The organism is Rhodococcus sovatensis (assembly GCF_037327425.1).
GTDB lineage: Bacteria > Actinomycetota > Actinomycetes > Mycobacteriales > Mycobacteriaceae > Rhodococcoides > Rhodococcoides sovatense.
In genome coordinates this window covers 5,771,752-5,797,478 of record NZ_CP147846.1, presented here as the reverse complement: position 1 = coordinate 5,797,478, position 25,727 = coordinate 5,771,752, and the positions used below count along the sequence as shown (strand labels likewise).

General features: G+C 60.3%; 20 protein-coding genes and 1 pseudogene. 9 read left to right on the top strand and 12 right to left on the bottom strand.

The window, feature by feature from the left end; genetic code table 11:
- The first annotated feature begins 86 nt into the window (after positions 1-86).
- From WDS16_RS27105 to WDS16_RS27080, 6 genes are all read left to right on the top strand, one after another.
- A complete protein-coding gene (locus WDS16_RS27105; RefSeq protein WP_338889231.1) occupies positions 87-731 on the top strand; it encodes a GntR family transcriptional regulator in 645 nt (214 codons plus the stop codon).
- Positions 732-883: 152 nt separating this feature from the next.
- Positions 884-2,299 carry an aspartate aminotransferase family protein gene (locus WDS16_RS27100; protein ID WP_338889230.1) on the top strand — a complete coding sequence of 472 codons (1,416 nt, stop codon included), beginning with the start codon at positions 884-886 and terminating at the stop codon, positions 2,297-2,299.
- A gap of 8 nt (positions 2,300-2,307) precedes the next feature.
- A complete protein-coding gene (locus WDS16_RS27095; protein WP_338889229.1) occupies positions 2,308-3,735 on the top strand; it encodes an NAD-dependent succinate-semialdehyde dehydrogenase in 1,428 nt (475 codons plus the stop codon).
- Complete coding sequence (locus WDS16_RS27090; RefSeq protein ID WP_338889227.1) at positions 3,732-4,838, top strand: zinc-binding dehydrogenase; 1,107 nt, start codon at positions 3,732-3,734, stop codon at positions 4,836-4,838. Before WDS16_RS27095 ends, WDS16_RS27090 begins: the two co-directional genes overlap by 4 nt.
- A gap of 34 nt (positions 4,839-4,872) precedes the next feature.
- Positions 4,873-6,216, top strand: coding sequence for an NAD-dependent succinate-semialdehyde dehydrogenase (locus WDS16_RS27085; RefSeq protein ID WP_338889225.1), 1,344 nt, complete (start codon positions 4,873-4,875; stop codon positions 6,214-6,216).
- Between the two features lie 313 nt (positions 6,217-6,529).
- The gene (locus WDS16_RS27080) at positions 6,530-7,768 is read left to right on the top strand and encodes an FAD-binding oxidoreductase (RefSeq protein WP_338889223.1); all 1,239 of its coding nucleotides are present in this window, start codon (positions 6,530-6,532) and stop codon (positions 7,766-7,768) included.
- A gap of 81 nt (positions 7,769-7,849) precedes the next feature.
- On the opposite strand, the pseudogene WDS16_RS27075 reads toward WDS16_RS27080, so the two are convergent.
- The 5 genes and pseudogenes from WDS16_RS27075 to WDS16_RS27055 form a co-directional block, all read right to left on the bottom strand.
- A pseudogene (locus WDS16_RS27075) lies at positions 7,850-7,998 on the bottom strand (IS1380 family transposase); the annotation flags it as partial.
- 146 nt (positions 7,999-8,144) lie between these two features.
- A complete protein-coding gene (locus WDS16_RS27070) occupies positions 8,145-9,365 on the bottom strand; it encodes an NAD(P)/FAD-dependent oxidoreductase (RefSeq protein ID WP_338889221.1) in 1,221 nt (406 codons plus the stop codon).
- 222 nt (positions 9,366-9,587) lie between these two features.
- Positions 9,588-9,776 carry a ferredoxin gene (locus tag WDS16_RS27065; RefSeq protein WP_338889220.1) on the bottom strand — a complete coding sequence of 63 codons (189 nt, stop codon included), beginning with the start codon at positions 9,774-9,776 and terminating at the stop codon, positions 9,588-9,590.
- Positions 9,773-10,774: a cytochrome P450 gene (locus WDS16_RS27060; protein WP_338889218.1), complete on the bottom strand. Its 1,002-nt coding sequence runs from the start codon at positions 10,772-10,774 to the stop codon at positions 9,773-9,775. Before WDS16_RS27060 ends, WDS16_RS27065 begins: the two co-directional genes overlap by 4 nt.
- Positions 10,775-11,196: 422 nt before the next feature.
- Positions 11,197-11,382 (bottom strand): hypothetical protein, encoded by a 186-nt coding sequence (locus WDS16_RS27055; protein WP_338889216.1) that lies wholly within the window; start codon positions 11,380-11,382, stop codon positions 11,197-11,199.
- Positions 11,383-11,552: 170 nt separating this feature from the next.
- On the opposite strand from WDS16_RS27055, the gene WDS16_RS27050 reads away from it, so the two are divergent.
- A complete protein-coding gene (locus tag WDS16_RS27050) occupies positions 11,553-12,818 on the top strand; it encodes a PucR family transcriptional regulator (protein WP_338889214.1) in 1,266 nt (421 codons plus the stop codon).
- Between the two features lie 68 nt (positions 12,819-12,886).
- Here the strand turns inward: WDS16_RS27050 and WDS16_RS27045 are convergent, their stop codons facing one another.
- The 4 genes from WDS16_RS27045 to WDS16_RS27030 form a co-directional block, all read right to left on the bottom strand.
- Positions 12,887-14,257, bottom strand: coding sequence for an FAD-binding oxidoreductase (locus WDS16_RS27045; protein ID WP_338889212.1), 1,371 nt, complete (start codon positions 14,255-14,257; stop codon positions 12,887-12,889).
- Positions 14,258-14,366: 109 nt separating this feature from the next.
- Positions 14,367-15,902 carry a carboxylesterase/lipase family protein gene (locus tag WDS16_RS27040; protein ID WP_338889211.1) on the bottom strand — a complete coding sequence of 512 codons (1,536 nt, stop codon included), beginning with the start codon at positions 15,900-15,902 and terminating at the stop codon, positions 14,367-14,369.
- 271 nt (positions 15,903-16,173) lie between these two features.
- Positions 16,174-16,599: a nuclear transport factor 2 family protein gene (locus WDS16_RS27035; protein WP_338889210.1), complete on the bottom strand. Its 426-nt coding sequence runs from the start codon at positions 16,597-16,599 to the stop codon at positions 16,174-16,176.
- Positions 16,600-16,601: 2 nt separating this feature from the next.
- On the bottom strand, positions 16,602-17,165 hold the full coding sequence (locus WDS16_RS27030; protein ID WP_338889209.1) for a cupin domain-containing protein: 564 nt from the start codon (positions 17,163-17,165) through the stop codon (positions 16,602-16,604).
- Positions 17,166-17,674: 509 nt separating this feature from the next.
- Here WDS16_RS27030 and WDS16_RS27025 point away from each other — a divergent pair.
- Together WDS16_RS27025 and WDS16_RS27020 are read left to right on the top strand one after the other, a co-directional pair.
- A complete protein-coding gene (locus tag WDS16_RS27025) occupies positions 17,675-18,727 on the top strand; it encodes a DUF3068 domain-containing protein (RefSeq protein ID WP_338889208.1) in 1,053 nt (350 codons plus the stop codon).
- A 230-nt stretch (positions 18,728-18,957) separates the two neighbouring features.
- Positions 18,958-19,941, top strand: a complete 984-nt coding sequence (locus tag WDS16_RS27020) for a fumarylacetoacetate hydrolase family protein (RefSeq protein ID WP_338889207.1) — start codon at positions 18,958-18,960, stop codon at positions 19,939-19,941.
- Positions 19,942-20,281: 340 nt separating this feature from the next.
- Here WDS16_RS27020 and WDS16_RS27015 read toward each other — a convergent pair whose 3' ends face one another.
- From WDS16_RS27015 to WDS16_RS27005, 3 genes are all read right to left on the bottom strand, one after another.
- A complete protein-coding gene (locus tag WDS16_RS27015) occupies positions 20,282-21,271 on the bottom strand; it encodes an isopenicillin N synthase family dioxygenase (RefSeq protein WP_338889206.1) in 990 nt (329 codons plus the stop codon).
- 764 nt (positions 21,272-22,035) lie between these two features.
- Complete coding sequence (locus WDS16_RS27010; RefSeq protein ID WP_338889204.1) at positions 22,036-23,715, bottom strand: alpha/beta fold hydrolase; 1,680 nt, start codon at positions 23,713-23,715, stop codon at positions 22,036-22,038.
- A complete protein-coding gene (locus tag WDS16_RS27005; protein WP_338889203.1) occupies positions 23,708-25,102 on the bottom strand; it encodes an amidohydrolase family protein in 1,395 nt (464 codons plus the stop codon). The genes WDS16_RS27010 and WDS16_RS27005 overlap by 8 nt, the downstream gene beginning before the upstream one ends.
- Positions 25,103-25,727 lie beyond the last annotated feature (625 nt).

Genomic DNA, 25,727 nt, shown 5'->3' with positions numbered 1-25,727 from the left:
GCGGGAGTCGGTTAAACTCGAAAGTCAGAATTGGTACGGATTAACAAAAGGGAGATCGTACTGTGGCGCTCCGGACAGTTTCGACGGTGGAAGCTCTTGCGATCGCGCTGAGAAACCAAATTCTCGATGGACGCCTGTCGGCCGGCGACGTCCTCCGCGAGAATGCACTGTGTGCCGAGTTCGGGGTGAGCAGGCATTCCATGCGGGTGGCGCTCGCGTCGCTCGGTCACGAGGGTCTGGTCCGGCACGAGGCCAACCGGGGGGTATTCGTTCGAGGCCTGACCGCGGACGAGATTGAGGACTGCTTCCGTATGCGGCGACTTCTCGAATTGGATGCCGCGCAGGCGATTTGCGGAGACCATGCCGCCCTCACACCGGCTCGCGCTATCGCCGGGCAGATGACGGCGCTCAGCACTGGCTCAGTGTGGACCGAATTGCGCGATCTCGATCTCGCGTTCCACACCGCCCTCGTGGACGCCCTCGGCAGCGGCCACATGTCACGTGCCTACCGAGCGATGCTCAGTGAGCTGCAACTGTGTTTCCTTATCGAAGGATTCAAAGATCTCGACCACGAACGTGTCGCCAAAGAGCACATGACGATGCTCGAGGCGCTCGAAAGCGGCAACCTCGCTCATTCCCAGCGACTACTTCACGAGCACTTGGTCTTGTCCGAGCGAGACGCAGTCACCGCCCTGACCAGGTCGGCTCAGCCACAGCCCACCGTGCGCTGACCCGTCGCCGGTCGGCGACATCGCCCCGTTCGGGCCTGACTTGTTGACTTCGAGGAGAGGTGGTGGTCCAATTGTCCAACAACTGGCCGATTGGTCGAAATGAATTCCCTTCTAGCGCACTCGAGGTGTGCTCTACCCCGTAGGAGTAGTCCGTGACGGAACTGTCTGCTGGAATCGTGTCCACGCAGGAACCGGAGGACGCGGGGACAACTCCTGATGCCCCGCCTACGTCCGTTCTCTACCGTGAACTGCTCCAGAACTACAAGAACATCGTTGCGTCGGAGGGCGTCTACCTGACCGACTCCACCGGTCGGCGGTACATCGATGCCGTCGGTGGCACGGCCGTGAACATCATCGGCCACGGGGTATCGGAAATCTCCGCTCGAGTTGCCGACAACTGGGACAGCACGAGCTTCGTCTATTCGGCCTTCATGACAAACCCGTGGCAGGAAGAACTGGCGCGCAAACTGGCGTCGATCACGCCAATCGAAGACGGTCGAGTGTTCTTCACTTCGGGTGGTTCGGAGGCCAACGAGTCGGCAGTCAAGCTTGCCCGCCAGTACCACCTCGATTGCGGGCGCGCATCGAAGTGGAAGGTGATCAGTAGAACAGCCAGCTATCACGGAAACACACTCGCGATGCTGGCATTGTCCGGCCGCCCGACGTGGTCGGCTCGCTACTCGCCGTACCTCGACAGCAGCCCCAAGATTGCTGCGGCATACTGCTACCGGTGCCCGTTCTCGCTTTCTCACCCCCAGTGCGGTATTCGATGCGCTGAGGACCTCGAACGGGTGATACTCCAAGAAGGACCCGACACGGTATCCGCATTCCTGGTCGAGCCGATTTCGGGTTCGTCTCTCGCCGGTGCCGTCCCGGTCGAGGGCTACTACGAGCGCATCCAGGAAATCTGCCGCAAATACGATGTGCTGTTCATCGCCGATGAGGTTCTCACCGGATATGGCCGAACCGGAAGAACATTTGCGATCGAGCACTGGGACGTGACCCCGGACATCGTCACGGTGGGCAAGGGTTTGGGATCGGGATACACCCCGATCGCCGCGTGTGTTGCAAGCGGCGCCATCGTCGACAAGATTCGTTCTGTGTCAGGCCAATTCGTACACGGTTTCACGTACGGCGGTATGCCGATGGCATGTGCGATCGGTGTCCAGGTCTTCGACTATATACAGGAACATAGTCTGTTCGAGCTGGCGTCGACGCGCGGGGACTATCTCAGGGCACGCCTCGAAGAACTCGCGCCTACCATCCCTGCCATTGGCGACATTCGCGGGCTCGGGTTGCTGCAAGGAGTGGAGATAGTTGGCAATCCGAAGACGCGCCAACCATTTTCGCCGGACCGAAAGATCGCCAGCCGGATTGTTCGGGAGGCGGAAGCGAGAGGAGTGCTGTTCCGCGAGGGGACTCCCGGCGCCAACGCGGGCAAGGACGGAGACCAGATCCAGATCTCGCCCCCGTTCGTCATCTCCCCCAACGAGATCGATGAAATGGTCTCCGTTCTCGGCGATTCCATCCGAACCGTTCTCGCCGAAGAAGCCGAAGCCCTGACATGAATTCGACAATGAATTCGACAATGGGCGAGCCGATGCCGGGCTACGCCACTACCGATCCGACGACGTGCACACGCATTCTCGAGTTCCGTCTCCACTCGGATGGCGAAGTGGATTCGCGAGTGCGAAAGGCGCAGGCGGCATACCGACGGTCGACCGAGTCCGATGTTACGGAGCGGGCGGCGAGTCTGATCAGAACTGCGCGACTTTATCGGAAGAACGCGGAAAGACTGGCCGCGCTGTCGGTTCTGGAGATCGGAAAACCTGTCAGTCAGGCCATGGCCGAGGTGGAGTTGGCTGCGTCGATCTACGAATACTACGGAACCGCAGGTCCCGCAATGCTGGCCGACGAGCCGGTGACGGCGGAGGAGGGTCGCGCGATCATCAGGACCGCGCCGATCGGAGTTGTTCTCGGCGTGATGCCGTGGAACCTGCCGTACTATCAGGCTGCACGGTTCGTTGCACCGAATCTCCTGTTGGGCAACAGTGTTCTACTCAAACATGCGGAATGCTGTCCACAACAAGCCCTCGAGATCGCGATACTTCTGCGTGATGCAGGCCTTCCATCGGGGAGATTCACCAACCTCTTTCTCTCCCATCGTCAAGTTGCAGATCTGGTGGCTGACCCACTTGTTCGTGGTGTCTCCCTCACCGGTTCCGAACGCGCAGGCGTCGCTATCGGGGAGTTGGCGGGCAAGCATGTCAAGAAGGCCGTTCTCGAACTGGGCGGCTCCGACCCGTTCATCGTCCTACCGAGTGCAGATCTGACACTCGCCGTCGATGTGGGCACTGCAGGGCGCTTCGGCAACGCCGGTCAAACATGTACCTCAGCAAAGCGAATCATCGTGCACGAGGATATCTGGGATGAATTCTTGCTTTCCTTCGTGGATAAAGCCGCATCATGGACGACCGGGGATCCGGCCGACCCGAGGACACGGCTCGGCCCGATGGCATCGCGATCGGCCCGGAACGCTCTCGAGGACCAAGTGGGCGACGCAATCGGCAAGGGGGCCACTGTTCATCTCGGAGGCGTCGTGCCCGACGGCCCGGGATCGTTCTATCCGGCCACTGTGATGTCCGATGTCACCGCGGGTATGCGTGCCTACCGCGAGGAACTGTTCGGGCCGGTGGCTGTGCTGTACCGAGCGCGCTCCACCGAACACGCGATCGAGATCGCGAACGACACCCCCTACGGGTTGGGCGGAGCCGTATTCACCACTGACGAACACGAGGCAGCTTTCGTTGCGGACAAACTCGACGTTGGGATGGTGGGTATCAACAAGATGATAAAATCCGCGCCTGCGCTTCCCTTCGGTGGAGTGAAGAACTCCGGTATCGGACGAGAACTCGGCCGGTTCGGAGTCGACGAATTCTCGAACAAGAAACTCATCCACAACGCATCCCATGCGACAGATCGGATCGGTAGCGCCCACACATGACGATCATCAGTGCAGCGGCAGTATTCAACCCATCCGACTCGGCGCTCCGAATGACCGAGCTGACAGTGCGCGCCCCACGACGCGGGGAGGTGCTGGTTCGCATCAAATCTGCCTGCGTCTGTCACTCCGATCTGCACATGATCGACGGTGACTGGGAGAAAGATTCGAAACGATACGTCGGCGGCCACGAGGCAGCGGGTGTGATCGAACAACTCGGTGATGGAACCACCGGCGTACAGACCGGTGATCACGTCGTTCTGTCCTGGTTCGCAGCGTGCGGCACGTGTCGAAAATGCGCAGCCGGGAAGCCCTGGCTGTGTTCGGATGCGTCCGCCGGCGCACACCAGCTGCCCGACGGCACCACCGCCACGACCGATGTGGACGGAGAACCCACGTGGCCCGTGCTCGGTCTCGGTGCGTTCTCGCAGTTCGTGGTCGTGCCGATGTCGGCGGTCGTAGTGGTGCCGAGGACGTTACCGTTCGAGGTGGCTGCGCTCATCGGGTGCGCCGTCACGACCGGCATCGGTGCCGTCATACACACCGCCGAGGTCGAGTTCGGCAGTGCTGCAGTCGTTATCGGATGTGGAGGCGTAGGCCAGTCCGTGATCATGGGCCTGTCGATGATCGGCGCGGATCCGATCATCGCCGTCGACCTCGACCCCGACCGACGTGTGATGGCCGAGGCACTGGGAGCAACTCTGACTCTCGACGGAGCCGATCCCGAACTGAGGACAAAGATTTTCGAGGCCACAGACGGCGGAGCCGACTACGTCTTCGAGGCGGTCGGGTTGGAGTCGACGATCCAATCCTCACCGGATCTACTGACCTCGGGTGGAGCCGTCGTACTGGTCGGGATGACACCCGCCGGCGTGACCGCACGAATCGATCCTCTTGACCTCACCGATCGGAGCAAGCGGATCATCGGGTGCCACTACGGGTCGGGCAATCCTGCAGTCGACTTCCCGCTGATGGCCCGAATGTACGCGAGCGGGAAACTACCGCTCGATCGACTCATCGGGAGTGTTCGGCCGTTATCGGAGATCAACGAGGCGTTGGCCGATCTGAAGAATGCAACCGGCCTGCGCACCGTACTCGTACCCTGATCGAAATCCTGGCAACCAAAATCGAGAGGTCGAGATGCCTGACTATGCAGTTGTGAATCCGCGGACGGGCGAGAATCTCGCGGACTATCCGATCGCCACGTCCGACGAAGTGGACAAAGCGGTGGCGCGCGCATCGGCCGCGTATGGGCGGTGGGGACGCGTCAGCAGTGTGGCAGAACGAACCGAAATGCTACGTCATGTCGCGCGATTGCATCGCGAACGTCGAGAATTTTTGGCGGACACCATGCATCGCGAAATGGGAAAACCGATCGCCGAAGCATTGGACGAGGTCGACTACTGCGCCGCGATCTACGACTTCTACGCAGACAACGCTGAACGGTTCTTGGCGGACGAGCAGATCGAGCTGCCGGAGGGCGAAGGGTCGGCCCTGATTCGCCGCACTTCCGTCGGTCCTCTTCTCGGCATAATGCCGTGGAACTTCCCGTGCTATCAAATTGCACGGTTCGCAGCCCCCAACCTGGCGGCAGGAAACACCGTACTCATCAAGCCTGCGCCCCAATGCCCCGAGTCCGCTGTGGCCCTCGAGCAATTGGCCAGGGACGCAGGCTTTCCCGACGGGGCGTACGTCAACGTATTCGCGTCGAACGAACAGGTCGAGACCATCATCGCCGATGCTCGGGTGCAGGGCGTGTCGCTGACCGGGTCCGAACGGGCAGGCGCAGCAGTGGCGGAGATTGCCGGACGCAATCTCAAGAAGGTGGTACTCGAACTCGGCGGTTCCGACCCATTCATCCTCCTCAGCACCGATGACCTCGCTGCCTCAGTGCAGGCTGCGGTTGGTGCACGCGCATACAACACCGGACAGGTATGTAACGCAGGTAAGCGGTTCATCGTCATCGAGGCGCTGTACAACGACTTCGTCGCAGCGTTCACAGCCGAACTTGCTTCGGTGTCGATGTCGAACCCGCTGTCGTCGAAAGGTGCCGCCGACAACCTTGCCGATCAAGTGCGACGGGCGGTCGACGGCGGTGCGGTCGTCCAGTCCGCAGGCGAGCCGAACGGTGCCTTCTACCCGGCATCGGTGCTCACCTCGGTGGAGTCGGGGAACGAAATCTATCGCGAAGAATTGTTCGGGCCCGTGGCCATGGTCTTCACGGTCACGTCCGAACAGGAGGCGATCGCGCTCGCTAACGACACCCCATTCGGTCTCGGATCTTATGTCTTCACAACCGATCCGGAGCAAGCGCAGCGCGTCGCCGACCAACTCGACGTCGGGATGGTTTTCATCAACGGAGTCGGTTCCGATGGGGTCGAGATGCCGTTCGGCGGAGTGAAACGGTCAGGATTCGGGCGCGAGCTCGGGAAATATGGAATCGAGGAATTCCTGAACAAGAAACTCATCAGAACTGTTCGCTGATCTCGCATAATTCCCACCATCCGAGAAGTCGTATCTATGCCAGTCGAGCTGTTCCCGCAAGCTCTCGGGCCAACAGCGTCTCGGGCGGAATCGATGCTTCTGCGGAAGGCTTCGGAGTGATCTGCACGTGGCGGTTCGATGTTCCACACAGAGCCAAAAGGTCGACCGGACGACAGCGCGGCGGTCACGGCGTACGCAGGTGACACGGTAGCCGTGCCCCATGGCTTCGTCGGTAGTTGGCAAACATGGAACGAAAAATCAATTCGCTGTCTTGGTCTGAACGCCTCGACATGCACCATCGAAAGGGACAGCTGTGAATACTGATCAATCGGATGTAATCGTGGTCGGTGCGGGGGCACTGGGCGCCTCGACCGCTCTTCATCTGGTCAAAGCAGGCGTCGAGAACGTCGTCCTGGTGGATAAGGACGGGCCCGGATCCGGCACGTCGAAGGCCGGAGCGGGGTTCGTAGGGCCACTCGCCGCTGGCTGGGATGCCGGATGGGGGCGATCCGAGCTCGACGTCGAGTATTTCAGCATCGATTTCTATTCCGACCTCGCCACCCGACATGACATCGATTTCCGGCACAGCGGCCACCTATACATCGCACGAGACGCAGACGCGTGGAAGCACGTCGCAAAGTTCCACGACACCGACACCGTCCCGGACAGTCAGCTGGTCGAACCCGACGAAATACGAGCCGTGACCAAGGGGTTTCTGGATGGCAGCTCGTTTCACCGCGCAGTATTCCAACCGAGCGCTGTACAGCTGTCCGCGGGAAAAGCTGCGCGGGCGATCGCAGCCGAATTCGCGACCCTCGGCGGCCGGGTGGAGTCACGACGACCGGTGACCGGATTGATCAAAATTGGCAATGCCGTCACCGGCGTGGAAACCGAGCACGGACCGCTGTACGCGGACAAAGTCGTTGTCGCGGGTGGGTCATGGAGCAATACCATTCTCGGGGGCGATTACTTCCTCCCCCAGGTTCCGCTCGTTCTCTCCCGCATGATTACCGAACCTCTGAACGTGCCCGCAAATTTCCCCGCCCTGAATTTCGCCGGCTACAGCGACGACGGCAGTGGCCTTTTGTGGGTACGCGAAGACTGTGGACGCCTCAATTGGGGAATGTCATACCCGGACTATCCTCGGGACGATCTGGTCGACAACCCGATTCCGGACCGCTTCGACGATATTCGCTTGGACGGGATCTTCCAGGTGCGGCGAGCCTCCCAGAGCCTGACACATCTCATGCCTGGGTTGGCAACTGACAAGTTCTGGGTGGCACACGGTGCACCATGTCTGACACCGGATCGACGCGCGCTGATCGGTCCGATCGACGAGCGGCCGGGCTTGTACGTAGTGGGCGGATGCAACGGAGTTGGGATTCAACATGGGCCAGGGTGGGGCAAGGTCGCAGCGGAGATAGTGACTGGCGCTACTCCCTTCGTCGATGCGCGCCCGTGGAACGCCAACAGGTTCGGCGGACTGTACTCGACAAACCGAGATGTTTTTCTTGCGCTGTCGGCCCGATCCGGGCCGATGACCCACGTATAAGCGAGTCCGCTTCTCATCGCCGTATGGCCATGTCCGTCGTTCACGCCGGCACGGGTCGCACGCCGGAGAGGTCAGCACTGCCAGCCGGGCTGCGTTGGCGCAGAAATGCCCCGACGGCAGGTGAGCGAGGGCGGCGTTTTCAGGTCTGCATGGACTTGTTCGACGATCGCGTGGCGACGACGGGTCCGGTTGGCGGCGACGATGTCGATCTCGGCAGGGTCGGTGGTGGTGATGCACTCAGGTCAAGGCATATGCGAAGCGTGGTTTCGCTCGTAAGCTCTGCACCCCTCGCAACGAATCCATGTAAACGTGTTCGATTCCGTTGCCGCAGGGCCACCCGACGTCTACGAGTGAGACAGCGCGTGGCGCTGAGCCTTTACGCATTCGCGGAAACGACTGCGTTTCGCTGACGCGCCAGTTCCAGACCGTCGGTCCAGGATCCCCCTTCAGCGATGAGAGCGCGATACCTCATGACATCGGCACGACGATTCAGGCAAAGAGCCCCGACAAGACGTTCACCATCCCTGAACAGGGCAACGAACTTGTCCGTCGAGGTGTCCCCTGCGACGACGGTGGGTTCTCCCACGGCAAGGCCGGCTAGCTGAATTCGATGTCCATACCAGTCGGACCAGAAATAGGGGATGTGCCGGTACGGTGTAGCGTGGGCAGGGTCCAACAAGTTTCGCATCGCGTGGGCACCTTGGTCAGCCGCATTGGTCCAATGCTCGACACGCAGGTGCATTTTGAAATCCTGGCTGTACCAGCGTGATACGTCCCCCGCAGCCCACACCGAATCTGCGGCGCGCATGGTCGCGTCGCAGAGAATACCGTTTTCGATATCGAGTCCGGAGTCCGCGAGCCAATCGGTTGCGGGGATCGCGCCGATTCCGACAACCACCAGGTCTGCAGGTATGGACCGGCCGTCTGCGAGTAGAACACCCTCGACGGTGTCGTTGCCTACAACAGCATCGACTGCTACCCCGCAAATTAGCTCAGTTCCATGTCGCGCGTGCACAGCGCTCAACCACTGACCGGCCGTGCGCCCGACTGCGCGGGCCAGAGGTACGGGAAGAGCTTCGATCATAGTGACCTGGCTCCCTCTCTTTCGGACTGCCGAAGCCACCTCCGAGCCAATGAACCCGGCACCGATGACCACAACTCGCGCTCCCCGGTCCATCGCGGCTCTGACCCGCTGGGCGTCATCAACGGTACGCAGTGTCGACACGCCATTAAGATTCGGCGGAGTGGACAGCGCTCGTGCGCTGGCACCCGTTGCAATCAAGGCGGCATCGTAGTCGAGGGTCGACTCATCGATCCGAAGTTTCCGGTGTGTGAGATCGATTCCTGTGGCCGCTTTACCGAGTAAGAGCTGCACATCAAGCCTTTTCGCCATATCTTCTGCGCCGCTGAAGTAGGGAATTGCTGACGCTTTGTCTGCGTCGAGGAAGTCCTTGGACAGCGGAGGACGGTCATAGGGCACATGCGCTTCGGCACCAACGAGGGTGAGTCGACCGGCGAAGCCGAGACGTCGTGCAGCCTCCAGTGCGCGCGCGCCGGCAAGCGAGCCACCGATCACGACAATGTGGTTCGGGGTCATGGTCATCCTTATCCTGGAGATTCAGTAGGGCGACCGGCCGCGCACCGGTCATGTCGATGACGCCGCAGGCACGCAAAACCTAACCGCCACCACAAATAAGCTGCACAGTCCGCGAATTGCCTCGCCGGGGACAACATTGGTGATCCAATGTCTGAAGAGCCCTGACTCCTTCAGCAACTTCTCACCTCGTGGCCACGCCGAGTCCGGCACGTACTCGACTCGCTACTCGAGAAGTAGTGCGGCAACCGGACATCCGAGCGCGGCAGCCTGAACAGAGGGTATGTCCCCGTCCGAAACGTCGTCCCGCAGAACCGTCAAGTCACCGTCATCGTCCAGAGAGAAGAAAGCGGGTGCAGCCACCTCGCATATGCCGTGACCTTCGCAGCGTTCACGGTCGAGTTCGATCTTCATCGGGTTCCCGCCTTCGTCAACAGCACCGGCAACATCTGTGGTCGTCGCACCAGTGCGCCGTCGCATTTGATCCATTTCGCGTCAGGTTCGAGTGTCATATTGGGATACTTATCCAGTAAAGCGTTAACAGCTACCCATGCCTCGATGCGCGCCAAGGGCGCACCGATGCACGCGTGAATGCCTCGGCCGAAAGCTAAATGCCCGGATGCGTTCGGACGATCGGCGCGATATGTCATGGAATCCTCACCCCATCGCTCCTCGTCATGGTTTGCAGATTGAATGTTCAGATAGACCTTCTTGTCCGGTTCGATGGGACAAGAACCGACAGACACCGACTGAACCACGGTTCGAACCATGAATTGGGCGGGCGAATCGAAGCGCAGCGACTCCTCGATAGCGTTGGTCAGCTTTGAGCGGTCATCGAGAACGCTCTCCCATTGCTCACGATGGTTCAGGAGACGAAACAAGCAATTGACGATCAGGGCACGCGTCGTGTCCGTTGCTGCGCCCAGTAGCTGCAGCAAGTGAGCAATAAGTTCCGGCGTCGACATCTCCCTCTCGTTCGGCGCGGCGAAGCATAGGTTGTCGAGAACGTCGTCGTGCCGTTCGTGAGGTCTCGCTCGACGGTCATCGATCAGTTGGGCCAAGTAGCTCGTCAACGCACCGAACTCGGGTAGCTCGTGAGCCGGTTCCGGCAACGTCGCCACGATTACATCCGCCCATTTCTCGACTTCGTTCCATCTCGGTTCTGGGATACCGATCACGGCGTACAAAACTCGAGTGGGTACGTACTGCACAAAACTGTCGTACAGGTCGATAGATCCCGACTCGGGAAGCGCTGCTATGCATTCCTCCACGATTGCCTCGACCTGCGATCTCATCTTGCGAAGCCGCGGCGGGGCCATGTCCTTGAGCAGGCGGGCGCGAAGCGCAGTGTGTATCGGCGGGTCCGCAGTGGTGATCATGGCGAATGGAAGCTGTACATCATCTGCTCCCACCGAAAAATTGCCGCGGCTCGAAAAATTAGTTGTATCGCCGAAGACTTGACGTACCGCCTGGTCGGAATGGGCGGCATACAAAACGTCGCTAACCTGACCGACGGGGCATTCTGCTCGGGATATTTTCATTCGCGCATCAGGATTCGCGATATGCGCCGGGTCCAAGGGGTTGAAATATTGACTGGTTTCATTTGCGGTGGCCACGGTGATGGTCCCTTTCGAAAGGTCGGACGAGAATTTACCGAGCGCCGGGAATCGTCGACGCGGCGAGCGAAAGCCGTGAATGTTCGAGATGCTTCGCTCTCCGATGTCGGTGCTGCAATCAGACCGGCTGTGTACTGTGTGCGTCGTCACACAATGCTGCCAGCCGAGTCCGTCCGGATCGATGGCCCGTGGGACCACAAACTTCATGTCGAGCTAGTTCACCGAACCACCGACGTGGTCGAGAATCGCCCACCGCAATCCACCGCTGGACAATGATCGACCATGGCCGTAGCGGTCGTCGGCATGTCGAGAACAACGTCACCGACACCGAGCGCGAGTAGCCACAGCGCCTGTTGGTGGCCGAGACGGTCGGCGTTTCGATGGTCAAGCGTCGTTCCGGGCATGCTGAATCCGCGGAACCCTGAGCGCGTGAAAACCCGCCTCACCGCTCCGCGACGACAACGCCGATTCAGGGAAGTGGCGGACCGGGAGGACCTGTGTCAACCGACGAACTCCGCGCAAGGAGAATTGCGATTGCACTCCGACGAGAACCGAATACGGACACAATCGCTAGATGACGTGGTGGCAGGAGCTCGAACCCAATGACATTCTGGTGCCGACGGATCAACCCAGACCACCGCTGTCGGTCGATGCGTCTCTGCTGCCCCATATCGGGTCCGACGGCCTGCGATGGACGCACGCTCTGGCAACAGAGTTGGCGCGTGAATACGTAGACGGTGGCGTTCCCGAGCTGAGCCGAAGTGCCGACTTCACCCGTGGACTCCAAATGAGTACAGAAGCCAACGTTCTCGGTCTGTTGCGGGCGCTCATTTCGGGAGGCGACCACATCGAAACCGCGCAGGAGGCGCTGGCATTCATCGACGAAGCCGCGAGGCGAAGGGTACCGATGATCGCGATGCTGCGCGGCCATCAAATCGGGGTACAACATTGGTTGAGGTGGTGCGCACCGGCGATAGCGCGCCACACCGACAACGCTGAGCAACGTGCGGCCGCACTGGAACAGGCAGTGTCGGTCGGAGTGCGCTTCGTCGACCGCATCTCGGAACAGATGATCGACGAGTACGAAAGGGAATTGCAACGGCGAGCCACCAGCGGCGCTGAGCGGCGATCGGCGATGGTTGCCGCCATTCTCGCCGAGAACATTGTCGACACCGCCGAGGCATCGCGGATTTTGTCGTACCCATTGCGCGGGAACCACATGGCGATTTCGCTGCGCGGCCGCGCAAATACTTCCGTCCAGGTGGACGAGCTCGAGGACACGGTGCAGACTTTCGCCGCTGCGGTCGGAGCACGCTCAGTTCTGACCTCCGCGACAGGTTTGACCACTATGGACGCATGGCTTGCCGAACCTGACACGACACGGCCACCACCGGCTACTGTCGGTGACTGCGTCGATCTCGGTGTCGGAACCGTTTCATCCGGCATGCCTGGTTTTGTTCTGTCGGTTCGCCAAGCCCACAGAGCCATGGAAGTATTGCAGGCAGTCGCTCCCCAAGAATCCGGCAGGGTGATTTATTTCGATCGAGTACGCCTGGCCTCGTTGATGATCGACGATCTCGAGTCGACACGCTCGTTCATTCGCGACACCCTCGGACCTCTGGCCGGACCGAGTGAGCGCGCGAGCGAACTACGAGGAACACTGCAAGCATTCTTCGACGCCGACAAAAGCTACGTCGCCGTCGCGCGCTCGACACACCTCCACAAAAACACGGTGGTCCAGCGTATTGCGAAAGCCTCCGAATTTGCGGGCCGTAACGTGTCGGCAGGCATCGACGTCTATGTCGCGCTGACTTTGATAGACCTACTCGGACCCGAATGACGCTGCGTAGTGCGCTCGGCACCATAAATTCTGACCACCGAGTGACGTCTGCCGGACTCTGCCGAACGTCAAATTGCGCGGCCTGGATTCAGAATATCTTTCGGATCAAGAGCTTTCTTGATCCGTGCCATGATGTCTCTCTCGACTGTGCCGACCATAGCCTCGAGATGTGGCAACTTGAGAACGCCGATCCCGTGCTCGCCACTGATGGAGCCCCCGAGGTCGAGACAAGCAAGAACCATGTCGTCGAAAGCACATCGAGCACGGCGGGTTTCATCGGGACTGTTGTCGTCGAAAATTATGGTGGGGTGGAGATTGCCGTCCGCCGCATGACCGAACGTTCCGATGAGAACCTCATGAGAACGTGCTGTTCGTTCGATGGCTGTGAGCATCGCCGGTAGTTTGTCGACCGGCACAGCCAGGTCGTCCAACAGCGTGCCGCCCAGTCGTTCGAGTGCCGGCAGCACCATGCGTCGAGCGTGCATGAATTCATCACCTTCCACCCGGTCATCGGTGGCATAGACCTCGGTGGCACCGGCTGCGTTGCACGCCTGTGCACACAGTTCGGCCTCGTTCGCAGCGTCACGTCCATCACACTGCACCAGCAGTAGGGCTCCCGCGTGTGTATCGAGTCCCATGTGTGTCAATTCGTCGACCGCCGAAATCGTTGTGCGATCCATGATTTCAACCAAACATGGATCCGACTCCCGAGTGATCTCGAGTACCGCCGCGATCGCCTCGCTCGGCTCGGCAAAGCTCGCCACGACGGTCGATGCAGCATTGGGTTGTACTCGTAGGCGCACCGTTGCCTCGACGATGACACCCAGTGTTCCTTCGGATCCGACGAGCAACTGCGTCAGATTCAGGCCTGCGACGTTCTTCCGGGTATTGGCTCCGGTATGGATGATGCGCCCATCGGCCATCACTGCCTTGATCCGGGCTACATGGTCGCCAGTCACGCCGTACTTCGCGCAGCACGAACCACCGGCGTTGGTCGCCACGTTGCCTCCAATGGTGGAAATGGCTCGGCTACCGGGATCCGGCACGTACCAAAGGCCAACCTTCGACGCAGCGGCTGCCAGCGCGCCATTGAGAACCCCGGATTGCACTGTGGCAGTCCGTGAATGGGGGTCAATGTCCAAGATCCTATTCATAGCCTCTAGACTGAGAACGATGCAGCCATCCAGTGCGTTGGCGGCACCCGCCAGCCCTGTCCCGGCTCCACGTGCGACCACGGGAATTCCCTGCGCATACGCAGAGGTCATGGTGGTGACGACGTCTTGGACCGAACGGGCCCGGACGAGAGCTGCCGGCTGTCCCGCCGCCGTGAGGCGAGATTGGTCGCGGTGAAATGCCGACATCACGTCGCGATCGTACGTAACAGCGTCACCAAGGTTGGCGGACAACGTGTCACGCAGCATTGCTGATTCGGGTGTCATTGCCGCTTTCTGTCAGGTCTTGGTTCACGGTGGTCGGCACCCCAAGAGTCGAGTGCGGCATTGTCAGAGGCATCTCGATCCGGTGGCTGCTCTCAGTGAAGTGGTCAGCTCATGGTCGGGTTCTGCGCACCGGCTCGGACGAGGCAGCGCTTGCGCGATGTGCGCTGCGCATTGCGCACAGTTCATCGTCCCGCGGATCTATGACAACCGAAGCGTCAAATGCGGGATCACCGAATATTCTTACCGCCCTGCCTATTCCGACCTTCTCCCATCCAGGGTTTCCTGTAGTCGCGAACCGCACCCATGCCATGTGCATGTCATCCGCAAGCGCCTGCGGCGGATTTTCGCCTACCAACGGGGGCGCGTGCGCAAGGGTGTCGAATACGAATGGCAACTCCAGTGCATGGCACGCTCGCAAGTCCTGTACCGCGGTCCGCCAAGAAAACTCGTATTGCCATGCTCGGCCACCGTTGCTGCATGCAACTTCATCGACCAGATCGGACGTACCGGCACGAAAGGCATGGTCCGTCAGGAGTGCACACAGTACATCACCCGCGGATTCGGTGGGTCGGTTGCCAGTGAACAGGTTCGTGGTCGACCGAGGAATTCCGAAGCGGGCGGCCAGAACGGGCAGCTCATCGGTTGACACTGTCTTGGAAAACCCGCTCGGCACCATGAAGAATCGGAATTCGTCACGTGTCGTTCCCGCCAGCAGCTCGACCCCGTCACCTGCGCCTGCTGCGATCGCCTCGATGGGCAAAGCCGTGAGAACTTCCCCGTCGATTGTCGGAAACATACTCATGACGCCGAACCCTCGCTGAATGACAGTGGCTCCCCAACGGGCGGGGTCCGGGTCTCGAACAAGGGCTGTGCCCAGGGTGTCTTGCGCTGTTTGAAGTCGTTGCTGCGAGACCTCGGCGAAGTCCGCGGGCGTGCTGCCGATTCCCAACATCGACGCCAGCTCTCGCGTGACGAACCGCGCGTCTGTGAGTTCGGCAGCCGAGATCGCGTTCGCGCTTTGAATTATTGCCCGACGAAACAAACCACGGGCAGAGGGCGATCCGAGTAGACAGGCGATGCTCATGCCCCCTGCAGACTCGCCGAACACGGTGACCTGCTCGGGATCCCCACCGAAAGCCGCGATATTGTCGCGCACCCATTCGAGCGCGGCAATTTGGTCGCGCAGTCCCCGGTTTTCGGGCAGGCCGGCGACACTGAGGAACCCCAGAGCGCCGACCCTGTAATTGATTCCCACCACGACCACGCCGTCGCGAGCGAACGCCGCCCCATCGAATACCGGCATTCGGTGGCTCCCGCGGACGAATGCCCCTCCGTGAATCCACACCATCACCGGGAGCCGCGCTTGACCTGGTTCCGACGTCCAAACGGACAAGTTCAGGGCATCTTCACCTACGACCATGACGCTGTCCAGAAGTGCAGACGCTGCGGGGGGGTACGGCCCCTGGGGGACAGTTGGGCCGTGCTCAGTTGCCGGCCGCACACCGTCCCAGGGACTCACCGCCGAGGGTTCCTCGAATCGCGTTGGGCCGCGGAGTGGGCCCGCGAACGGGATCCCGAGGAAGGCGTGAACCGCGACCCCGCCGAGGACAACCACCCGGCCGCGCACCAGTCCGGCCTGGGTCATCACATCAACACCGGAATTCGAATTCGACGTTCGTGACTTATCAAGCACGACACAGCGAATCGTCCGAAAGCTCTTCGAGGGTCATTCTCATCCTTGTTTCGGAACATGGTCAACGTGGCGAATCGGAACTGCACCAGAGCGCCGTACGAGGTCAGATCATGTGATCGCATGCAGGTCTACGGCGTCCAACTCGCCTACAGAGTTGCTGTCTTACACCGCATCGACAACCGAATCTGCAGTTGTCGATGCGATGTCGAAACCAGCGTTCGAGTCAGGCGGGAGCGGGCGAGAGGAGCACCTCGGCCACGTGAGCAGTGTCCAGGTATTCGCGAACGACACCGATTCGTCCGTTGTTGAGACCGAAGTAGACGCAGTACTCGTTTCGGTACGCTGCACCGGTCGAAGCAGATGTTCCGGTTCCCACGTACTCCGCTATCACTACGTCGCCGACAGCCGTGATGTGTCGAATATCGAAGGCAAGCGAACCCGCTTGAAACAGTGCGGCAGCGCCCGCTAGGAATCCATCGACGAACGCCGATTTTCCATCGTAATTTCCGGAAATCGCGAGGGTGCCAGGCACCTTCCACCGAATGTCATCCGTGACGAGATCGCTGATGGTGGGTACGTTCAGCGTTTCGAGGGCGGTCAAGAAACGGCGCACAACCATCTCGTTTTCGTGTGTCGATTCGATCGTCATCGTCACACGTCCAGCGGAATCTCGGGGAGGAACTCGGTCCCGTACAGCCGGTTGGTCTCCTCGACGAATGCGGCCACAGCGACCGGGTCGGTGTGGTCGAGCTGCAGGTTCTGCGATGCGCCGAAGAACCCGGTCAGGGACGATCCAGGGGTGAGGACGATAATGGCTTTGCACGGTACGTCACTGGTGATGTGGAAACTGTGCGGATGTTTTTGTGGTCCCCAGACGAATTCTCCGGGATTGGTCACCAAAGCGTGACGCTCGCCCGAGTCGTCGATCACGGTCAGGGTCAATTGGCCCTCGAGAACGTGGAATCCTTCGTCCTCAGTGTGATGGGTGTGAAACCAAGACCGCTGTCCAGCGGGAAACGTCACTTCGGTATAGATGAGCTGGCCCGTCGTGCGATCCCCCAGTGCGTGCACCGTGATGGTGGCACCCGGGCAGTGCGGAGCGCCGTCGAACACGCTGCCGCCCATCAAGATCGTTGCGTTGGAGGGGTCCGAGACATAGGCACCACCTGGCGCCTCCTCTCGAACAGGAGTGACAGCAAGGGCTAGAACTGACATGGGCGGATCCTCTTCCTCGAGTTCTTGTCGGCGACTGTGGTCGTCGTCACAAACAAGAATGGCAGCGCCAATCGAGCCGAACGAGGTGTTAAAAGTCCACAAAATCGGATTGAATGTAGTCCCCGAGGCCACCGAATTCCCCACCCGTGCGGCACCGCCAACGAGGGCGGGTCTCCCGCGGTGGTCATGGTCTGCGACATCCTCTGGGACGAAATCGGAGACTTCGGCTTAGCGATGCCCAATCAAACGGTGCACCGCAAGATCCGCGAGCTGAAACTCCGCCTCGTGCCGTACAGGAACATTGAATTGCCACAACATCAGCTTCGATGTCGGACCACCGGGCAGCGGCCCCGCCACCGCCACCGCGTCGCCGATTCCCCCTTTCGGTCTTTAGCTGAGGAAGTGCCGGGACCACGAGGCTGAACAGCTCACAACGCGAAAGTAAACTTTCAATGTTACCGTCACGGCAGGTTGATGTGGCCGGAATCGAAACGTTTGGGACGGTGTTTATGTCAACGGTAAGAATCGCGATGTGTGTGCTCGCAGGTGTTGGATCCTGCGCGATCGTCGTCGCGCTACTTCTGCCCACCCTCGTGTACGACGATCTGGCGGTGACTCCCCTCGACATCGCCGCTAACACTGTGGCCACCACGGCAGACGGTGCAGGCGGTGACGTCCTCGACTCGAGGACGATTGCCGGACCTGGCCCCCTGTCGATCGCGACAGACGTTCCCATCGTCTTTCAGCGCTACATCACCGTCGAGGATCCCTCTGATGCAGACCGCGTCACCTTCCAGGCCGGAGCCACGGTGCGACGCGCCGACCGCGACGGAGACGCAAGCCTGCTGACCGCCACGGTGGATCGAGTGACGAGCGACCGGCGCACGGGCCTGCCCGTCGAGCCCGCCGGATCCTTGCAGACCACCGTCGATTCGCCTGCTAGTCCTCTGCCGCGCACAGGGTTACAGCATCGCTTCCCCTTCGATGCGCAGCCGACCACGTACACGGTCTACGACGCGACGGCGTGGACCAGCTTCGATGCGAACTTCATCGAGGAGATCACCATGGAGGGTCTGCCGATCTACCACTTCCGATCGATCGTGACCGAAGCCGACCTCTCGATTACGACGCAATCGCCGATCAACTCGGTGACCCTCCCGGCATCGAAATGGGGAGTGGGCGACGGTGACGAGCCGATCACGATGAAGCAGTGGTACTCCAACGTTCGCGACATCTACGTCGAGCCCACGAGCGGAAGCCTCGTGTGGGGCACAGAAACTCCGTATCAGTACTTCGCGAGAGATCCGAAGGTCCCCGAGGTGACGATCTTCAAGGCGTCACTCGCCCTGGACGAGACGGGGCGCTTGCAGCAGTTGGCCTCGGCACGCGACGCGGCGAACAAGTTGGCCTGGTTGACTTCTCGTGGACCCATCCTGGGATACGCGGTCGGCGGAGTCTGCTTCGTCGGTGCGATTGCGGCCGGAGTGATCGGGTCTCGTCGCGCGCGTTCGCCGGAGCCCGCCCGGCGACACGCACACGACGCGGAGCACGCGTCGGTATGACGCTGGCCGACACGGTTACAGCTGCTTGCTGTCAGGACTCTCTCTGCTTGCTACTGGTGCGCAGTCACTCGAGTACAGGCGATCTCAGACCTCCAAGCTGACCGTTGTCGACGTGGCGCTCGCCCGGTCGGGTCTTGACACTGCAACCGTCGTGTCGTTTACACTACTGGCTGCTCAACATTTGTTGAGCACTATCCTGCAGATCGGATTCCACAGTGCGGTTACGACGTTTGATCGATGCCGACTCGACAGATCGTGTCGCCGTGTATGCGCCGGAGTCACGGTTGTGGGTCGATCTCGATGCCGCTGTCACGACATTGGGTACCGACGACACATTGCGTCCGCTCACCCGCACGATGCTCGGCTTTCTCGATGCCGGCGAACGTGCGCGCGACGCCGCGACCGTCGTGGTACATCGTGCGGTGGCCGAAGGCGTGGCGGTGATCGACCGACCGGCAGCGACACTTCCAGTCGTTCCGGCGTCGCTTCGCTGCTTCCTCGGCTGGGAAGCACACTGGGATCGCGCTGCGCACAACCTGGTTCGCCGCAACCTCCCCAAAGCCGTCCCTTTCATTCGTGGATACGAAGCGGTTACTGGCACAACGTTTCCGGCGCTCCGTCCAGGCCCCGGATTCAAGGATCACCCGGTCTACTACACGGGCAACCACCTCACGATTGTCGCCGACGGCACTCCGGTCGAGTGGCCTTCGTACAGCCGCGCACTGGATTTCGAGCTCGAATTCGGGGCCGTCGTCACTCGGCCCGTTCGCGACGCATCCGAGCGAGAGGCCACGGCCGCCATCGGCGGATACGTGGTGTTCGACGACATCAGCGCGCGCGACACCCAATGGGAGGAGCAGCGCCGCACGCCTTTCGGCCCAGTGGTCAAGACCAAGACATTCGCAAGCTCTATGGGAGCAGACATCGTCACCGCAGACGAGATCGAGCCCCGCCTGGAGTCGTTGACGGCCACCGTCACGGTGAACGACGAGCTGTGGTCGACGACCGGCACCGCAGGCATGCGGTATTCGGTCGGCGAATCTCTCGCCTATGCCTGCCGCGACGAAAACATTTATCCCGGTGAGCTTTTGACATCCGGCACGCTCCCGCGCGGTTGCGGATTGGAACTCGAACGCTGGATTGCGCCGGGCGATCGCGTTGAACTGACCATCGAATGCATCGGTTCGTTGGTCAATACCATTGGAACTCGCTGAGCTCGCTGTCGACTCAGCGGCGCTCGCTCTCCGACTCGTCGGTGAAGGCACTGGAACATCTCCAGGAATGATCGGTAGCCGGATCCACCGCTTGCAGCGCTAGAGCTGGCTTGCGGAGCGTTCGCCCGACGCGAAACACTCCATTTTCAGACAGTTTTCGTGACCGCTTCGCTCGGCCAATACCCGGGGATTGTAGATAATTCACACTGTAATCTCACCAGTCACCAGTCACCAGTCGGCTATGTCTGCTGAGTGGCATGTGTGTACAGCCAACGTCAGCATGATTGCGCCGGAGTACTCGGCTAGCGCGGGCGAAGCGATCGAACGGCTCGATGCGCTGTCAGCAAGATCGAACCGCCGCCTCGGAGTACCAACGCTCGAACACCTCGGGGTGCGCGCGGACTCGCGCCTTCCAGAGGTTCTCCCCATAGGTCGCAAAGATCAGATTGGCTGGATCCTGCGCGACGCCGCGTGACTGAACAGCCAACTCGGGACTCAGCTCGAATGTCGGCATTGGCATATCCAAGGCCGGTCCGAAAAAATACGGAATCGACAGCCGCTCGCGGAAGTCGGCGGACTTGACAACCCGATGACGGGTCGCCCGTAGGAACCCGCCTGTCGCCACCTCCAAAAGTTCGCCGATATTCACCACGAATGCACCTTCCACCGGCGGAGCGTCGATCCACGACCCAGCGAGATCTTCGACCTGCAAGCCCGACGTACCCGGCTCGAGCAACAGCAACGTCAGGACACCGGGGTCCTTGTGCGCTCCGACTCCCTGACCATCATCACCAGACTGGGCCTGCCGGGGTGGATACTTGATCAGCTTCAACAGAGCCTCGGGTGCCGTCGCAAAGGCTCGATCAACCGCTGCCAAGTCACCACCGAGCGCCAACGCCCACTTGCGCATGAGGGCCAGACCGATGGCGAACATCTTGGATTGGAACTCCATGACTGTCGGCTTGAACTCCGGTAGGTCGGCCGGCCACTGATTGGGGCCTTGCAGACGCATCGCTCCTTCAGCTCCGGCGATCGCCTCCCGCTCAGGACCGATGTCTATCTGCTCGCGCCAATCGATGTGACCATTGGTGAGTTCCCCGCCGACCGAGTTGTAGCCACGGAAGTGCGGGCTCTCCATCATTGCGACAGCCCGCTTACGCTCATCCGGAAGATCGAAGAACTTACGGGCGACGGATCGAATATCGGAGACGAGCTCGGGAGGAACACCGTGGCCTGTCAAGTAGAAGAACCCCACGTCATGCGTCACGTCACGCAACACCTCGAGACCGGCCTCGGTCTCCAACTCACTCATGTCGATGATCGGCAGCATCAGTCGATCGTACTCGAAGCGCGGGCAGGCACCCCAGACTTGCAGGTGCCTGCCCGCGCATCATTCCCATTGGTCCGGATCTTCGCGCGACGACGAGCTCGTACGTCGGCTGGAACGGGAACCAACCGGCATATTCGAGCCCACCTGGTTTTGTCACCTCGCCATCGTTGTAATCAATGGCCAATGTCAGTTTCAGAAGACGGCTGCATTTTTCAGAAGACGTGTGCACACGTCACAGAGCTCATGACAGGCCACGCGATGGTCAGGGAAGCTTATTGCGGTTTACCAGAGATACCGGGAATCGATGCTTCGGCCAGCCCGCAGTAGGCAGCCCCTCGACGACGGCACGGGGCGAGGTGGCCGGGCGTGGAACTACTCAGTCGCAGACCAACCGAGCCCGGCTATGTCTTCGACCCGAAGATCACACCCGGACTGGAACAGATCAGGCCACCACAACCGCACGAAGAAAGATCGAAGCTAGGCAGCTCACCTGAATGAAATTTGCTCGATTCGACAACGCACCTCAGGCCGCAGGACCGAGCACCAGCGATCGACGTCGGTCCTCATCAGTAGTTCAAAAAGAAATCGAGACGGCACTTCGCCCGTTCCGGCCAACATGTCACCGGAACGGGCGAAGATCAAGGCGAACAGGTCAGGTGCGTATGCAATTTGCTGGGCAGGACCGAGCAAGGCGGGCACCAGTTTCGGCGGTTATAGGTGACGGCCGACGATGTCGTCGCGCCCCAGATCGCATCCGCTCTCCGTCATTGTCCCGCCGCCGATACCGAAGCGACACGACCGCTGAACGCCACTTTCATTTGATCCAGCTGGTGTGTGACCAGCGAACAGGCAGGGTCACCAAGATCATTGGCCACCGAAAAGTGGTCGTTTCCCTCCGGAACGATCAGTTCCACCGGATATCCAAGATCAGACCACACTTCCTTCATAGCTTTTGATTGCCTGTGGTACTCGGTGGATTCGTCGACCGCGACAATCAATGAGAGGGGAACCGATGTTGGGTAAGTCTGGTGGACCGGACTGTTGCGGACGGCCTCCTCAGAATCCATGCGAAGCTTTTCGTTGACAAACGAGAGCTGAATCGGTTCGAGGTCGAAAATTCCTCCGATAGCGCACACGCCCTTGACCAGATCCTGTGGCAGATCTGAGCCCCAGGATGTCCAATCGGTCGCGAGCAGCATTGTCGCGAGATGGCCACCGGCGGAGTGTCCGGTCACGTAGATGCGGTTGGGATCAGCGCCGATCGCCTGGGCATTGCGATAGAGCCACGCCAATGCGGATCGCGTTTGCCTGACGATCGTGTCCATATCGTAGTCCGGCGCCAAGCCATAGTTCAGCACGGCGGTGGTAATACCGTTCGGTCGCATGGCATCTGCCACGTAGCTGTAATTGCTCTTGTCGAGGGAGTACCAGTAGCCGCCATGGATGAAGACATATAGTGGCGTGCCCGTCTCCTCTGACGGAAAAACGTCAAGCCGTTCGATTGGATCCTCACCGTAGGCGATGTCAAGAGTATTGGGCAGGGACGCTCTTGTGTTCTCGCTCTGCTGGGTCCATTTGGCGAAGTGGTCAGTAAATTCAGGCCAGCGCTTTCGGTTGTTGTACTCGTCATCGAGTTCCGACTGACTGTACTGGCGGTAAACTTTTGCAGATATCACTTGTTGGTCCTCCAGGAGAAAGAAGTTGAGTAACAAGTCGGTGACCGCTCTGGGGTGCTCGAAGATCGGCCAGTGGCCGCACTGAGGAAGGATCATGAAAACGGAATCCGGAATCGAATCGGCCAACAGCCGCGCTGAACTTGGTGGTGCAGTCTTGTCCTCGTCGCCTGTGAGCACCATCGTGCGACATTTGATGTGGTCGAGCGGGGCGGCCGTAGCCGCGGCGGCAGACTCGCAGGTCTGCGCGTAGCCCTCCGGATCCTGCCGCATCAGTGATTCCCGAACGAATGCGATCGTCTGTGGCTGGTTGATCTTTGTATCCGCCGACGTTCCCGCTTGGGAGAGAACATCGGCGATGTCGACCATTCCTGCAGCGCGCACATTCGCGGCTCGTGCATGAAGTGCCTCACGCGCGGCAGGAGTCGGTTCACCGATCGGCCCGAGAAGCACAAGGCTATCGACACGGTCCGGGTGCAATGCGGCCAACTGCTGGGCGATAATCGAACCATAAGACCAACCCACCACGTGCGCCTTATCGGTACCGTGCTCATCGAGAAGAGCGGTCATGTCCGAGACGTGTGCCGCCACAGATACTTCCCCTGCGGTGACGCTTCTGCCTGAGCCTCGCAAATCGGGACGAATCACGGTGAAGCTTCGGCTGAGTGTACTCACGAGCGGCTCAAAAGAGTTCGACGTGGCGCCCAGACCGTGAATCATGAGTATCGATGGGCCGGTCCCAACGATTTCTACCGCAATGCCATCAGGCATTCGAGCTTCCTCCTGACGTCGCCAAGGTCGATGCGGTGATCAGTGATGTCGCCTCGCGGACGCGCTCTGGAAACGCACCAAGGTTCGGGCCACTGGCTGTGATCGAGCGGGCACCTCGGTCGGCGGTCTCAGGGTTGAAGTAGTGCATGTTCAGCTTGACGATGTCCCCGCCCTTGACAACTAGGACGACGTTGTCATGATCTTGCAGAATCCGGACATCTTCGAGAGGATCGCCGTCAACGATAATGAAATCCGCGAGCCAACCTTCGCGGAGCAGTCCGAGTTGGTCGATAGCCATCAACTCGCCGCCCCATTTTGTCGCTGCCATCAAGACCTCGGCGGGGCTCATGCCCAGCATCTCGACGAAATGTTCGAAGTCGCGAGCGTTGGTGCCGATCGGGTTCCAAGCGAAACCGTAGTCTCCACCGGGCATGAAGCGGATGCCGCGCTTTCTGATCTCCCCGTACACCTTAGGGAAGTTGTCCAACATCTCGAACTGGTGCATGACGGTAGCCGTTTGCTGATCGATACCCCAAGGTGCTGCTTCGTACGCGGTGGTGTATGTGACGCCGATAGCCGGTGCAAGAAAGATGTGGTCCTTTTGTTCCTCGAGTAGATCGAAGGTTTCACCCTCGACGTAGTCGCAGTGATAGATCGACCGGAATCCATGACGCAGCGCGAGCCGAACCGAGTCGTCGGAGCGCGCATGACAGGCTAGAAAAACGCCGTTGTCATGCGCGATCTTCACGCCGCCGGCAATCTCGTAGTCGTCGTACGTCGTGAGCTTGCCATCACCGATCTTTTGGAAGTCGTCACTGGACAGGTTCATCTTGATGGTGTCGACACCTTCGCGAATCGCAGTTCGTACCGCTGCCCGCACAGCATCTGCGCCGTCGGCGATCGTGTTCATCAGATCGCCATCCTTGTGCATCTTCCGGACGTCGCCGAGCCCGCCCGTCGTTGTGATCTCAGGACACGCACTCCGCATGCGCGGTCCCACGAATTGCCCCGAAACGATGGCTTGCTTGACAACGACTTCTGTTCGCATACGTGCCGATCCGGCCGAGTACAACGAGGTGAAACCTGCGTCGAGCATCAACTGCGTGTTCTTCAACGTCAACAACAGTGTCTCTTCCGGCGGAAGATCACCTTGCTCCGCGACAGTGGCAAGATTGTTATAGGTCATGTGTGCGTGGGGTTCGACGAGACCGGGCATGAGGAGCCCTCCGCGTCCGTCGATGACCTGGACATCTCCGTCGGGAATGATCGACCCTCGGCCTTTTTCAACGCGCGCGATACGGTCTCCATCTATTAGGATTTCACCGGGAAACGACGGCGAACCTGTGCCGTCGAAGATATTGACGTTGGTTAGTAGAGTGCGCTGCATTGTTCTTACCTCTCACTTGTTCATTCACTGTTTCGGTCTTGCCTCGAGCGCTGCGTTCAAGGCCGACGGCATACGCCCCACTCAGATGGATGGCCGCCTTGCTGGTTTCTCGCAGTCGACTGCAGCCTTCCAGCGAGGCGACGTCATCCGGACTCCCCGAAAATGAGCCCGGCTCGACAACCGGGCGTCATCACGCCCACCGGCAACCGGACCCAGGTGCGCGCACGTGCGCAGGCACTTGACGTCGAGGACGCGACGCGAATCGTTATGGGCAGACGGGGAAGGCGACCTCCCGACAGGCACCTCGACTCCGCCAGGTCTTCGGGCGGGCTGGTCGTACGGATCAACATTGCAATCATGAACTCTCTCGAACGGGTGGTCGGAGTCGAACCGCGGTTCCCTGTGATTGATAACACACCGTGTGCTGGCGGACTGCAATAGCGCAATGCGTATGGTCTTCATCCGCATTTCGTATTGGTCGCATCGTGGATCGTTTCTGCTGCTGCTAGCGGGTCCCCGTTCGACGGACCACCGCGTTCTGACCACGGTCGGCTCCCGTTTCGCGTGCTGACCTGAGAAGTTCGAGTGTCGTTTCACTCCGATCGGCCAATGATGTGACCGATGC

Excerpts from the sequence above, each read along its gene's own strand:
- WDS16_RS27035 (WP_338889210.1), bottom strand. The coding sequence starts at position 16,599 with ATGACGATCGAATCGACACACGAAAACGAGATGGTTGTGCGCCGTTTC.
- WDS16_RS27005 (WP_338889203.1), bottom strand. The coding sequence starts at position 25,102 with ATGCAGCGCACTCTACTAACCAACGTCAATATCTTCGACGGCACAGGT.
- WDS16_RS27015 (WP_338889206.1), bottom strand. The coding sequence starts at position 21,271 with ATGCTGCCGATCATCGACATGAGTGAGTTGGAGACCGAGGCCGGTCTC.
- WDS16_RS27065 (WP_338889220.1), bottom strand. The coding sequence starts at position 9,776 with ATGAAGATCGAACTCGACCGTGAACGCTGCGAAGGTCACGGCATATGC.
- WDS16_RS27025 (WP_338889208.1), top strand. The coding sequence starts at position 17,675 with ATGTCAACGGTAAGAATCGCGATGTGTGTGCTCGCAGGTGTTGGATCC.
- WDS16_RS27030 (WP_338889209.1), bottom strand. The coding sequence starts at position 17,165 with ATGTCAGTTCTAGCCCTTGCTGTCACTCCTGTTCGAGAGGAGGCGCCA.
- WDS16_RS27090 (WP_338889227.1), top strand. The coding sequence starts at position 3,732 with ATGACGATCATCAGTGCAGCGGCAGTATTCAACCCATCCGACTCGGCG.
- WDS16_RS27070 (WP_338889221.1), bottom strand. The coding sequence starts at position 9,365 with ATGACCCCGAACCACATTGTCGTGATCGGTGGCTCGCTTGCCGGCGCG.
- WDS16_RS27055 (WP_338889216.1), bottom strand. The coding sequence starts at position 11,382 with ATGCCCGGAACGACGCTTGACCATCGAAACGCCGACCGTCTCGGCCAC.
- WDS16_RS27095 (WP_338889229.1), top strand. The coding sequence starts at position 2,308 with ATGAATTCGACAATGGGCGAGCCGATGCCGGGCTACGCCACTACCGAT.
- WDS16_RS27040 (WP_338889211.1), bottom strand. The coding sequence starts at position 15,902 with ATGACCCAGGCCGGACTGGTGCGCGGCCGGGTGGTTGTCCTCGGCGGG.
- WDS16_RS27085 (WP_338889225.1), top strand. The coding sequence starts at position 4,873 with ATGCCTGACTATGCAGTTGTGAATCCGCGGACGGGCGAGAATCTCGCG.
- WDS16_RS27010 (WP_338889204.1), bottom strand. The coding sequence starts at position 23,715 with ATGCCTGATGGCATTGCGGTAGAAATCGTTGGGACCGGCCCATCGATA.
- WDS16_RS27045 (WP_338889212.1), bottom strand. The coding sequence starts at position 14,257 with ATGACACCCGAATCAGCAATGCTGCGTGACACGTTGTCCGCCAACCTT.
- WDS16_RS27050 (WP_338889214.1), top strand. The coding sequence starts at position 11,553 with ATGACGTGGTGGCAGGAGCTCGAACCCAATGACATTCTGGTGCCGACG.